Raw genomic sequence first — 12,756 nt, 5'->3', positions numbered from 1 at the left:
AGCCTTTAGGCCAGAAAGAACTCGCGCCAGTCTCCGCGCATTGGTTAGTCCCGATTCGCCGAACCGCAAGAACATCGATCTCGGCTGATCGGAAGACAACGCGCCGCGGATTGGAAGCGTGTGGATCGCGACGTGGAAAGACAAGGAGGGGAAAGCCTTCCCCTGCGGTCGAGCCTGTAGTCTCGGCCGACCCCTTCGAGCGGGGGATTCCCCCGCAACGCCCCCATTGAGAGTGAGAGTGCGGACGGGTTTGCCGTGACGGGATGAGGACCGGAGGAGAGGCCTCCGGCGCCCGTCACGGAGACCCGCGATGTCCAGACACAACCGCAAATCCGGCGCCCGGCGCGACCGGACCAATCTCTATTCCGAAATCACCGACAAGATCATCGCCGAGTTGGAGGCCGGCCGTGTGCCTTGGGTCCAGCCCTGGGGAACGGCGGCGGCGAAGGCACCCCTTGGCCTTCCGAAGAACGCTTCCACCGATCGTCAGTATTCGGGCATCAACGTCCTGCTGCTCTGGGGCGCCGTGATCGAACGCGGCTTTACCGGTCAGAGTTGGCTGACCTTCCGCCAGGCGCTGTCGCTTGGCGGCAATGTTCGCAAGGGCGAGCGCGGCACCACCGTCGTCTATGCCGACCGCTTCGTGCCGGAGGACGAGAAGCGCCGTGCGCGCGAGACCGGCGAGGACGCCCATGCGATCCCGTTCCTCAAGCGTTTCACCGTCTTCAACACCGACCAGTGCGAGAATCTGCCCGAGGATGTAGCGACCGCCGCGCCACCCGCGCCGACGGGGCTGATCGAACCGAGCGTCGAGGCGCTGATCGCCGCCACCGGCGTCGACTTCCGCATCGGCGGCAATCGGGCGTTCTACGTGCCGGCCCACGACTATGTGCAGGTGCCGCCACCGCAGGCCTATTTCGAGCCCATCAATTGGCACCGCACCGCACTGCACGAGATGGGCCACGCGACAGGCCATGCCTCGCGTCTGGGGCGGGATTTCTCGGGCTCTTTTGGCTCGAAGAAATACGCCTTCGAGGAGCTGATCGCCGAGATCAACGCCGCATTCTGCTGTGCCTCGCTCGGCATCGCGCCGACCGTCCGGCACGCCGATTACATCGGTTCCTGGCTTGAGGTGCTGCGCGAGGACAATCGCGCCATCGTCCGCGCCGCAAGCCAGGCGGGCAAGGCCGCCGACTGGCTTCTGGCCTTCGCCCCAGCCGATGCGGAATCCAGCCTGATCGAGACCTCCTGCGACAGGAGGGTGGCATGATCCTGTTGACCGATGGCCTGCGCGGCCGGTTGGACATGACAAGACATCACAGGACGCTCGGTATGGAGCCTCAGTCCGGACCGCTCTCGGCCCAGGAGCAGGTCGTCATCTATGAGGCACGCCAGATCCTGCTGCGCCACCTCAACCAGAACCCGGTGTTGTCATCTTGGCAGGCAGTGCTGGATTATTGCGCACTCACCATCCGCGGCGAAGTGGAGCGGTTTCATGTCCTCTATCTCGACCGGAAGAACCGTCTCGTCTCGGATGAGTGCCTCGCCATAGGCACGGTCGATCACGTTCCGGTCTATCCCCGGGAGGTATTGAGGCGTGCTCTGGCACTCAACGCGACTGCGCTGATCGTCGTCCACAATCATCCTACCGGTGATCCTGAACCTTCAGCATCCGACATTGCGATGACGAGGGAAATCCAGAAAGGCTGCAAGCTTATGGGTCTGGCGCTTCATGACCATATCATCGTCGGCATCGGCCGGGAGGTTAGTCTGCGCGGCCGAGGCGAAATCTGACTGCGCATCGGGCAGACACTTGGTGCTCGCTTTATCCGCATCCGATTTTCCCATGTGGCGGCGAGTCGCAGGGCGGCTACCGCGTCGCCCGGAGAGTGAGAGGGCTGCGCCCTGTTTCCGTGACGGGTTTCGAGCCGAGAGAGAGGCTCTCGGCGCCCGTCGCGGAGTAACTTACCATGGCCACAGCAGCCAAAAAGATCACCCTCAGCGCCTCGCGCGACATTCCCTTCAACAAGCTGGTGCTCAGCCAGTCCAACGTCCGGCGGATCAAGGCCGGCGTCTCGATCGAGGACCTGGCCGAGGACATTGCCCGCCGCGGCCTCCTGCAGAATCTCAACGTCCGTCCGGTCGTGGACGCCGACGGCAAGGAGACCGGAATGTTCGAGGTTCCGGCCGGCGGTCGCCGTTTCCGGGCGCTCGAACTTCTCGCCAAGAAGAAGCGGTTGGCCCGAGCCGCGCCGGTTCACTGCAACGTGCGCGCGGCGGACAGTGACATCTCGGCCGAGGAAGATTCCTTGGCCGAAAACGTTCAGCGCGCTGCGCTGCATCCCCTCGACCAGTTCCGCGCGTTCCAGACGTTCCGGGACCAGGGCATGAGCGAGGAAGACATCGCCGCGCGCTTCTTCGTCTCGGTCAACACCGTCAAGCAGCGTCTCAAGCTCGCTTCGGTATCGGAGAAACTCCTCGATCTCTACGCCGAGGACTCCATGACGCTCGATCAGTTGATGGCCTTCACGGTTTCCACCGACCATGCCCGCCAGGAACAGGTCTGGGAGGCCATTGAGCATAGCTGGTCGAAAGAGCCCTATCAGATCCGTCGCATGCTGACGGAGAACACCGTCCGGTCCTCCGACCGGCGTGTGTGCTTCGTCACGATCGAAGCCTATGAAGAGGCCGGCGGCACCGTCCTGCGCGATCTCTTCCAGGATGATGATGGCGGCTGGATCGAGGACGTGGCCCTGCTCGAACGACTGGTCGGCGAAAAGCTCACCGCCGAGGCGGAGACCATCGCCGAGGAGGGCTGGAAATGGATCTCGGTTGCCGCTGATTTCCCCTATGGCCATACCAACGGCTTGCGGGCGCTCACCGGCACGCCGGTCGATCTGACCGACGAGGAACGCGCCACGCGCGAGGCCCTTCGTGAGGAATTCGACCGTCTCGAAGCCGAATATGCCGAGGCCGACGAATTGCCCGACGAGGTGGATGAACGGCTTGGCGAGATCGAGGTGGCACTCGACGCCTTCGAAGATCGGCCCAAGCAATACGATCCGGCCGAAATCGGCCGCGCCGGCGCCTTTGTCAGCATCCGCCACGATGGACAGCTTTCCGTCGAGCGTGGCTATGTCCGTCCCGAGGATGAAGTGCCCGAGGGCGACGATGACGCGGGACGCGATGGCGATGCAGGAACCGATCCCGGCGCCGTGCAGCGCACCGTCATTTCCGTCGGCGGCGAAGCCGAGCAGCAGGACGAGGAGGACGATGCGATCAAGCCGCTGCCCGAGCGGCTGGTGATCGAGCTTACGGCGCATCGGTCCCTGGCGCTGCGCGATGCGCTGGCCAGCAACCCCTCGGTCGCCATGACCGCGCTGATCCACAAGCTTGTGCGCGACGCCTTCCAGCACGTCTCAACACCGGGATGCCTGGAGGCGTCGGTCCGACAGGTCTATTTCCCCGTCCAGGGCAATGACCTGAAAGACAGCGCGGCCGCCAAGACCGTCGACGATCGGCACGAGGCCTGGAAGGCCGACCTGCCCCTAGGGGATGACGAGGCGCTCTGGGCCAAGATCGACGGTCTCGACGATGCAAGCCGCATGGCGCTCCTCGCCCATTGCGTCTCCTTCGGCGTCAACGCGCTCTACGAGAAGGCCAATCCCTATGGCGCGGGGCCGTCAACGCGCGGCGTTCAGCAGCGCATCCACGAGGCGGATCGGCTCGCCCGTGCCGTCGGGCTCGACATGGTGGAAATCGGATGGCGACCGACGGTCGACAATTATTTCGGCCGGGTGACCAAGCCCCGCATCCTCGAGGCGGTGCGCGAGGCCAAGGGCGAGGAAACGGCACAGCTCATCGGCCACCTGAAAAAACCGGACATGGCCAAGGAGGCCGAACGTCTGCTCGCCGACAGCGGCTGGTTGCCCGAACCGCTGCGCCTGCCCGCCATTGACGATGGCACCACCCCGGATGCCGAGGGAGATGACCCTGAGGCCCTGCCGGCCTTCCTCTCCGACGAGGACGACGACGAGGAAGAGCCGGTCGACGAGCCGCAAACCGTGGCTGCCGAGTAGCCGCTCAGGCGGGGCGGCCAGGGCCGCCCCGCATCTCACCCCGTCAATCCCAACATGGCCCGGTCACCGCACCGGGCCTTTCTGTTTCAGGAGCCTGTCATGGCCGACTACTTCACGCACTTCTCGTGCGTCCTCGACGTGCGAACACCCGAGAACGCGGCGCGCGCGCTCGATCTCTACAATCGCCTTTCCGACGAAAACGCCTCGGAAGACCCGCCGTCCGAAGGCTTCGATCTCTCCATCGTGCCCGAACATGGCGGCACCTGCCTCTGGATGCGCGACGATGTCACCGGCGATCCGGAACATGTCATCCAGTTCGTCAAGCGCTGCGCGGCCGCGTTCTCGCTGACCGGACGATGGGGCTTCCAATACGCCAATACCTCTTCACGGCCACGCATCGATGCGTTCGGCGGCGGAGCCCATGTCCTCAATCTCGCCACCGGCGAGACCGTGGCGTGGACCTACACCGGCGAATGGCTCGCCGAGACACTGGAGGGAGATCGGCCATGAGCATTCCCGACCATGCCCGCGCCAATTTTCAGACGCTTTTGCGCGCCGCCGCCGACAGCAACCTCGCCCTGCTCGAATACACCGACGCCGAGACCGGGGCGGTACGCTACGTGATCTGCGCGGTCGGCCGGGATGGCGGCGATTTCCTCTTTACGCCCTTCGGCCATCTTGCCGACGGTAATCCCTACGACGCCTATCGACCGCCCGAGCCTTGAGAGGGAGAGGGTTGCCGGGACGGGTTTGAGCCGGTGCGGTCAAAGAGAGAGCGCCGCACGGCTTGTCTCGTTCCCGCTCTCCCGAGGTTCTCCCCCATGACAGAGATCGTTCCCGCGGCGGCGCTCGCCCGCGCTGCCCATCAACTCCTTCCGCTTCTCGAACAAGGCCGCCGCATCGACGCGCCCGCGCTCCGCATCGCGATGGACGCCGCTTTCGGCGGCTCCGATACCGATGGCGCCTGGGACTGGAAGACCGCCTATGACGTCTGCGAAGGTGCCGCCGTCCTGTTTTTGCGCAAATACGGAAAGGCGCTTCTGCGCAAAGCCGGGTCTCCGGCGGGCGCGTTGCCATTGCTCACCAGAATCGCAGGCCTTCAGCCCTCTCACACCCGCCGTTCCGAGGAGAGCGAAGCCTTTCAGCAATTCTCGACGCCGATCCCCCTGGGATTCGCCGCGGCGACCGCCGCCGCGATCACCGCGGACGATATCGTGCTGGAACCCTCCGCCGGCACCGGCCTGCTCGCCATTCTCGCCGAAATCGCCGGGGGCCGGCTCCATCTCAACGAACTGGCCGAGACGCGCGGCGCGTTTCTCTCTTCCCTCTTTCCGGCTCTTTCGGTCACACGCTTCGATGCGGCCCAGATCGACGACTATCTGGACGCCAGTGCCGTTCCCAGCGTCGTGCTGATGAATCCGCCATTCTCGGTGATGGCAAACGTGTCGGGCCGCATGGCAGATGTCGCCTATCGTCATGTCGCCTCGGCGCTCGCGCGTCTGGCACCCGGCGGACGCCTCGTCACCATCACCGGTGCCAGCTTCGCACCCGATGCGCGGAATTGGCGGGATACCTTCGTGCGTCTGCAGGAACGCGGCCGCGTCGTCTTTACCGCTGCGATCGACGGCGCGGTCTATGCGCGCCATGGCACCACCATCGATACGCGGCTGACGGTGATCGACAAGATCGCCACCGATGATCCCACCGCCTTTCCGGCGTCGCGGGGCATCGCCCCCGATGTCGCGACGCTGCTCGGCTGGATCGAGGCGGATATGCCACCCCGTGCCCCGGTCTCCTTGCCGGCGATCACCGAACAGCGGATCACCGCGGTGAGCTCGATCTCGACCGCTCCCCGCAACCACGGCGATGTCAGCACCGCATCTTCCATTGCCGACCCGACGGGTGAAGAGCTCTCCTACGAGACGGTCGACTGGACCCCGCCGCAGGGCGCACGCCTCACTGATGCGCTTTATGAGGAATACGCGCTTCAATCGATCCGTATTCCCGGCTCTCAGGCGCATCCCACCAGGCTCGTCCAGTCCGCCGCCATGGCCTCGGTCGCGCCGCCGAAGCCAGAGTATCGTCCGCATCTGCCAGCCGCACTCACGGCCGATGGCACTCTCTCCGACGCCCAGCTCGAAAGCGTGATCTATGCCGGTCAAGCCCATGCCCAACATCTCACCGGTGCCTGGACCATCGATGAGACCTACGATGTCGTCACCGCCGCGGCGGAGGATGCCGACGACGCGGTCCGCTTCCGGCGTGGCTGGTTCCTCGGCGACGGCACCGGCGCGGGCAAGGGCCGCCAGGTCGCCGGCATCCTGCTCGACAACTGGCTCAAGGGCCGCCGCCGCGCTGTCTGGGTGTCCAAGTCCGACAAGCTGCTTGAGGACGCACAGCGCGACTGGTCGGCGCTCGGTCAGGAACGGCTGCTGATCTCACCGCTCTCGCGGTTTCGCCAGGGCACGCCGATCCGTCTGGCGCAGGGCATCCTTTTTACGACCTATGCCACGCTGCGCTCCGACGAGCGCGGATCGAAGGTTTCGCGCGTGCAGCAGATCGTCGATTGGTTGGGGGATGATTTCGATGGAGTGATCATTTTCGACGAGAGCCACGCCATGCAGAACGCCGCCGGATCGAAGAGCGAACGTGGCGACCAGGCCGCCTCGCTGCAGGGCCGCGCGGGACTGCGCTTGCAGCACGCGCTCCCCGACGCGCGCGTAGTCTATGTCTCGGCGACCGGCGCGACCACGGTCCACAATCTCGCCTATGCCCAGCGACTCGGTCTGTGGGGCGGCGAGGATTTTCCGTTTGCGACGCGGGCAGAATTCGTCGAGGCGATCGAGGATGGCGGTGTCGCCGCCATGGAGGTGCTGGCGCGTGACCTCAAGGCGCTCGGCCTCTATCAGGCCCGTTCGCTCTCATATGAAGGGGTCGAATACGAGCTGGTCGAGCACCGGCTCACCGACGAGCAGCGGCGCATGTACGACGCCTATGCCGGCGCCTTCGCGATCATTCACAACAATCTCGACGCCGCCATGCAGGCGACCAATATCACCGGCAGCGAGGGCACGCTGAACCGGCAGGCCAAGTCTGCGGCCCGCTCGGCTTTCGAGAGCGCCAAGCAGCGCTTCTTCAACCACCTCATCACGGCGATGAAGACGCCCTCGCTGATCCGCGCCATCGACGCCGATCTCGAAGCCGGCCATGCCGCCGTCATCCAGATCGTCTCGACCGGCGAAGCGCTGATGGAGCGGCGGCTCGCCGAGATCCCCACCGAGGACTGGAACGACGTCCAGGTCGACATCACGCCGCGCGAATATGTGCTCGACTATCTGGCCCACTCCTTCCCGGTGCAGCTCTACGAGCCCTTCACCGACTCGGAGGGCAATCTGTGTTCCCGCCCGGTAACCCGCGACGGCCAGCCCGTTCAAAGCCGCGAAGCCATCGCTCGGCGCGACCGGCTGATCGAAAAGCTTGCTTCGCTGCCGCCCGTGCCCGGCGCGCTCGACCAGATCGTCCAGCGCTTCGGCACCGATGAGGTGGCCGAGGTGACCGGCCGCTCGCGCCGCATCGTCCGCAAGGGTGATCGCCTCGCCGTGGAAGGCCGCGCCGTCGCCGCCAACCTCGCCGAGGCCGCAGCCTTCATGGATGACGTCAAGCGCATCCTGGTCTTCTCGGACGCCGGAGGCACGGGGCGCTCCTATCATGCAGACCTCGCGGCGAAGAACCGGCGGCTGCGCGTCCACTATCTGCTGGAGCCGGGCTGGAAAGCTGATGCCGCGATCCAGGGCCTGGGCCGCACCAACCGCACGAACCAGGCGCAGCCGCCACTCTTCCGGCCGGTCGCCACCGACGTGAAGGCGGAAAAACGCTTCCTCTCGACCATCGCCCGCCGCCTCGACACGCTCGGCGCGATAACACGCGGCCAGCGCCAGACCGGCGGCCAGGGTCTGTTCCGCGCCGAGGACAATCTTGAAAGCGCCTATGCGCGCGACGCGCTGCGCCGGCTCTATCTCATGATCGTCGGCGGCAAGGTCGAAGGTTGCCCGCTCGAGACATTCGAGACCTCGACGGGACTGAAGCTCATGGATGATAACGGCATCAAGGACGACCTGCCGCCGATCACCACCTTCCTCAACCGGCTGCTGGCGCTCACCATCGATCTGCAGAACATCCTGTTCGCGCATTTCGAACAGATCCTCACCGCCCGGATCGAGGGTGCCATCGCCAGCGGCACCTATGATGTCGGGCTGGAGACGCTGAGGGGCGAGCAGTTCACCGTCACCGACCGGCAAGTGATCCACACCCATCCAGCCACCGGGGCGGAGACCACGCTGCTCACCATCGCGCAGCGGGAGCGCAACCATCCGGTCGCGCTGGACGAGGCGCTCGACCAACTTGCCGATCCGCGTGCCGCCCTGCTGATCAACGAGCGATCGGGCCGAGCCGCGGTGCGTGTCCCGACCACCAGCGTGATCGACGACGACGGTGTCGTCGAACGCCGGGTGCGCCTGATCCGGCCGATGGAATCCACCAAGGTGCCCACTACAATGATGGGCGACACGCACTGGGTCGAAACCGACCGCGAGACCTTTGCGCACATCTGGGACACCGAAGTGGCGGCGGTCCCGGAATACACCGACAGCACGGTCCACATCGTCTCCGGACTGTTGCTGCCGATCTGGAAACGCCTGCCCAATGAATCGACGCGGGTCTACCGGCTCCAGACCGACGATGGCGAGCGGATCATCGGCCGCAAGGTCTCACCGGCCTGGGCCGCGAACGCGGCGACGACGGGCGCCGCCAGCCTCTCGGCGGACGACGCCTTCGCCGCGCTGACCGAGGGTCGCACGATCCTCGACCTCGCCGAGGGACTTCAGCTTCGCCGTGCCCGCGTCATGGGCGCGAACCGCATCGAGCTCACCGGCTTCACCGACACGATACGCGACCGCCTCAAGGCCTATGGCCTCTTCGGCGAGATCATCTCGTGGAAGTTCCGGCTGTTCGTCCCGACCGACGCATCCGGCGCGAGCGTTCTCGCCAGGTTGCTGGAGCGGTTTCCGGTCGAGCGCATCGCCGAGCGGGAGGCAGCATGATGACCCGCGACGCATCCGATCTTGCACATCGTCTCGGCCGGCAGGCCGAGGCCGTGTGCCGCGAATATCTCTCCAGCGGGCGGCGCGAGGGCCGCTACTGGATGGTCGGCGATGTCCGCAATACGCCGGGCCGCTCCATGTTCGTCCGGTTGATCGGCCCCGAATCCGGCAAGGGCGCGGCCGGCAAGTGGACCGACGCGGCCACCGGCGAGCATGGCGATCTCTTGGACGTCATTCGCGAGAGTTGCGGGCTGGTCAAGTTCAGGGACGTGGCCGACGAGGCGCGGCGGTTTCTCAGCCTGCCGCATCCCGAGCCGGGGTCGGCATCATCGACCGGACGCAAATCGCCCGCACCAACGGGTTCGCCGTTGGCGGCGAGACGCCTGTTCTCGATGGCGCAGTCGATTACGGGCACACTCGCGGAAACGTATTTCCGTAAGCGCGGCATTGCGGCTTTGCACGGAACCGGATCGCTGCGGTTTCATCCGCGCTGCTATTACCGGCCTGAGGAGCATAGCCCGACAGAGACCTGGCCGGCCCTGATCGCGTCCGTCACCGATCTCGACAGCCACCAGACCGGCGCCCATCGCACCTGGCTCGATCCGACCGGGTTCAGCGAGGCGACACTCGGCAAGGCTCCCATCGAGACGCCGCGACGGGCAATGGGCGACCTGCTCGGCCATGCCGTCCGGTTCGGTGTTGCGGGGGATGTCATGGCGGCGGGCGAAGGTATCGAGACCATGCTGTCGCTGCGATGCGTACTGCCCGAGATGCCGATGGCAGCCGCGCTGTCTGCTGCGCATCTCGCCGCCATCCTGTTCCCCGATACGTTGCGCCGTCTCTATATCGTCCGTGACGACGATCCGGCGGGAGACGGCGCGCGGGATACGCTCGTTGAACGAGCCGATGCGCTTGGCATAGAAGCGCTGCCACTCTCGCCGATGCTGGGCGATCTCAACGAGGACCTCCGCCTGCGTGGTCTCGACGCTTTTCGGGCCTCGATTCGGGTCCAGCTCGCCCCGCAGGATGTCGCGAGGTTCATGGAGTCCGTTCTGTCCGCCTGAACGGGGCAGCGATGAAGTCTATGGCGGTGACGTCGCAGCATTCGTTAACGGCTCCCCGAGGATGCCGGAGAGGGCCGCGCCCCGGCCTTCCTGAGAGGCGACCGGACGGCAAGCAGCCCGGTCCGGCAATGGCTACGGCCAACGATTTTCCCTCGGCCCTTCGGGCCTTTCCATCGCGAAACAAAATCGCCGCCTCCGCCATCCTCCGCTGACGCTCCGGTCCTTCCGCTACCGCTCCAGGATGCAGGCCCGGTCCGCCCGCCGTCTTTCGGCGCCATGAAGGCCGCGGCGGGCGCGGCCAACCGACAAAGGGAGCCACCCGATGACACTCTACGACGACACCTTCGAACCGTATCACGAATCCTCACCGACCGAGCACGCGCTGAACGAACTGGAACTCCATGGCTACCGCCACGACGGTCACGGCCCGGACCCGCGCCTCGTCCCGGAGGACAATGTCATCGCCGGAGCAGTTTCCGACATCTTCGACGCCCTGATCGCCACCATGGCTGATACCGCCCTCGATGGCGAACTCGACGACCTTCTCTGGTCAACCGTCAACATGTTCCACCGCGCCGCCGACCGGCTCGAACGCAAGCTCGACGACAACGAGCAGGCCCAGAAGCGCGGGCAGCGCGAACAGGACGGCTCCGAAATCAAGGCGGTCGAACTCGAACGCCTTATCGAGACCGGCCAAGGTCTCATCGAACGCCGCGACAGCCTGGAAGTCTTCCGCGACAGCGCTGCCGAGCAGTATCTCCGCACGACAGGATCGCCCTGGTCTCCGCGCACCGGCTCGCAGGTGAACCATCGCGCCCTTACATCGGCGATGATTGACAGCCGCGACTTCCTTGCCGAGCGCAAACGCGCCAACCGCGAAGTGCTGTTGCCCGCAGGTCCGAAGGTCGCCGTGTCAGGCGGCGCCGAGTTCAACGATCACAAGCTGATCTGGGATAAGCTCGACCAGGTGCATGCCAAGCACCCGGACATGGTGCTGATGCACGGCAAATCGCCGAAGGGTGCCGAAAAGATCGCCGCTCGCTGGGCCGATCATCGCAACGTCACCCAGATCGGCTTCGCGCCGGACTGGGCGAAGCACGGCCGCGCCGCGCCCTTCAAGCGCAACGACCAGATGCTCGACGTCCTGCCGATCGGGGTCATAGTGTTCCCCGGCACCGGCATTCAGGAGAACCTCGCCGACAAGGCCAGGAAGCTCGGCATTCCGGTGCGGCGATTCGGATGAACCGCCGCAAATAGTGGCCTTACGGGACGGAGCTGACCTTCAGTTTGGGTTACTGCGAACGCTTGAATGCTGCTGTCGCTACGCCCATTGCTATCAGGGCGCTTCCGCCCAGCCGGGAGAACCAGGCCAAAACTGATGGGCGAGCAATTTTCGCCCGTAACTTGTCAGCCAATAGCGCATAGGCAAGTGCGTTGATCGCGGCCAGTCCGACGAATGTGACAACCAGAATTGCGAACTGCGGGATAAGCGGACGATCAACGACCACAAACTGAGGAACGAATGCGATGAAGAACACGATCGACTTGGGATTGAGTGCTGTCACAGCCGCGGCGTGTCCGAACACGCTTAATGCGTTCGATTCCGTGACTTTCTCCAATTCGTCAAGGGAGGCCGTTGATGCACTTCGGAATAGTTTGATCCCGAGATAAATCAGATACACCGCGCCGACCCACTTCAGGGCCGTAAACAGAGTGGCCGACGCAAGAACCAATGCCCCCAAGCCAGCAAGGGAAGCTGACATTGCGATAAGGTCACCCAACGCCACGCCACCGACAGTCGCTAACGCCACCCGTTTTCCTTGGCTGATCGCATAGCTGAGGACCAGTAGAACGGTGGGTCCTGGAATGAGCAAGAGCGCGATGGAGGCTGCAACAAACGCAAGCCAGATCTGAAAATCCATGAGAACACCTTTCGAGATTTCCAGCGAGCCAGCCACAGGGATGACATGATGTAAAGAAGAAATATGGGATCGCTTTGTGCTGGGTAGCACTAGTCACTCTCGGGCTCGTAGCGGCCCGACCCGCTCGCGGTTCAACCCTTGGTATGGTAAAGTTATGACGTGCGCCGAGGTGGTGGTGGAGGCGCGACCGTCAGAGTCCAAAGTCTCACGGAGATGCCACCATGATTATCGCTATTCTTGGGTCCATCGCTGCAATCGCCGTCCTCTGCTGGTTGCTGTTCACACTTGCTATTTACGCCTTGCCCGGGCTCGGCGGTGTGGTGGCCGGAATGTGGGCCTATCAGACGGGTGCTGGCCTGCCGGGCAGCGTCCTTGTCGGACTTTTTGGCGCGGCCCTTGTGTTCGGCTTTGCGCAGTTCCTCATCCTGTTCGCTCGGGCCATGTGGCTGAAGCTTGCCGTCGCGCTCGCCTTCGTCGCGCCTGCCGCGATCGCGGGCTTCCACGCTACCCTTGGGTGTCCGTCGTCAAATAAAATGGGACATCAGAGCGGCTTGAGCATTGGAGGCTCTGGCTCGTTCGTGTGATTGATTAT

At 64.7% G+C, this 12,756-nt stretch carries 10 protein-coding genes; 9 read left to right on the top strand and 1 reads right to left on the bottom strand.

Annotation, left to right across the window (positions count from 1 at the left end):
* Positions 1–310 precede the first annotated feature (310 nt).
* The 8 genes from DC366_RS00050 to DC366_RS00015 all read left to right on the top strand — a co-directional run bounded on the left by DC366_RS00050 (position 311) and on the right by DC366_RS00015 (position 11,485).
* Positions 311–1,270 carry an ArdC family protein gene (locus DC366_RS00050; RefSeq protein ID WP_108690166.1) on the top strand — a complete coding sequence of 320 codons (960 nt, stop codon included), beginning with the start codon at positions 311–313 and terminating at the stop codon, positions 1,268–1,270.
* A 35-nt stretch (positions 1,271–1,305) separates the two neighbouring features.
* Entirely contained in the window at positions 1,306–1,794 is a 489-nt protein-coding gene (gene radC, locus DC366_RS00045; protein WP_207768649.1) for a RadC family protein, read from the top strand.
* Between the two features lie 176 nt (positions 1,795–1,970).
* A complete protein-coding gene (locus DC366_RS00040) occupies positions 1,971–4,079 on the top strand; it encodes a ParB/RepB/Spo0J family partition protein (RefSeq protein WP_108690165.1) in 2,109 nt (702 codons plus the stop codon).
* A 99-nt stretch (positions 4,080–4,178) separates the two neighbouring features.
* Complete coding sequence (locus DC366_RS00035; protein ID WP_108690164.1) at positions 4,179–4,589, top strand: hypothetical protein; 411 nt, start codon at positions 4,179–4,181, stop codon at positions 4,587–4,589.
* Positions 4,586–4,804, top strand: coding sequence for a DUF6117 family protein (locus tag DC366_RS00030; RefSeq protein ID WP_108690163.1), 219 nt, complete (start codon positions 4,586–4,588; stop codon positions 4,802–4,804). Before DC366_RS00035 ends, DC366_RS00030 begins: the two co-directional genes overlap by 4 nt.
* 96 nt (positions 4,805–4,900) lie before the next feature.
* Entirely contained in the window at positions 4,901–9,178 is a 4,278-nt protein-coding gene (locus DC366_RS00025; protein ID WP_108690162.1) for a strawberry notch family protein, read from the top strand.
* Complete coding sequence (locus DC366_RS00020) at positions 9,175–10,242, top strand: DUF7146 domain-containing protein (protein ID WP_165802813.1); 1,068 nt, start codon at positions 9,175–9,177, stop codon at positions 10,240–10,242. Before DC366_RS00025 ends, DC366_RS00020 begins: the two co-directional genes overlap by 4 nt.
* 322 nt (positions 10,243–10,564) lie before the next feature.
* Positions 10,565–11,485 (top strand): DUF2493 domain-containing protein, encoded by a 921-nt coding sequence (locus DC366_RS00015; protein WP_108690161.1) that lies wholly within the window; start codon positions 10,565–10,567, stop codon positions 11,483–11,485.
* Positions 11,486–11,534: 49 nt separating this feature from the next.
* Here the strand turns inward: DC366_RS00015 and DC366_RS00010 are convergent, their stop codons facing one another.
* Positions 11,535–12,164 carry a LysE family translocator gene (locus DC366_RS00010; RefSeq protein WP_108690762.1) on the bottom strand — a complete coding sequence of 210 codons (630 nt, stop codon included), beginning with the start codon at positions 12,162–12,164 and terminating at the stop codon, positions 11,535–11,537.
* Between the two features lie 221 nt (positions 12,165–12,385).
* Between DC366_RS00010 and DC366_RS00005 the strand changes: the two genes are divergently transcribed.
* Positions 12,386–12,748, top strand: a complete 363-nt coding sequence (locus tag DC366_RS00005) for a hypothetical protein (protein WP_207768636.1) — start codon at positions 12,386–12,388, stop codon at positions 12,746–12,748.
* Positions 12,749–12,756 lie beyond the last annotated feature (8 nt).

Source organism: Pelagivirga sediminicola (genome assembly GCF_003072125.1).
GTDB classification, from domain to species: domain Bacteria; phylum Pseudomonadota; class Alphaproteobacteria; order Rhodobacterales; family Rhodobacteraceae; genus Roseovarius; species Roseovarius sediminicola.
This window is presented reverse-complemented; position numbering and strand designations above follow the sequence as displayed.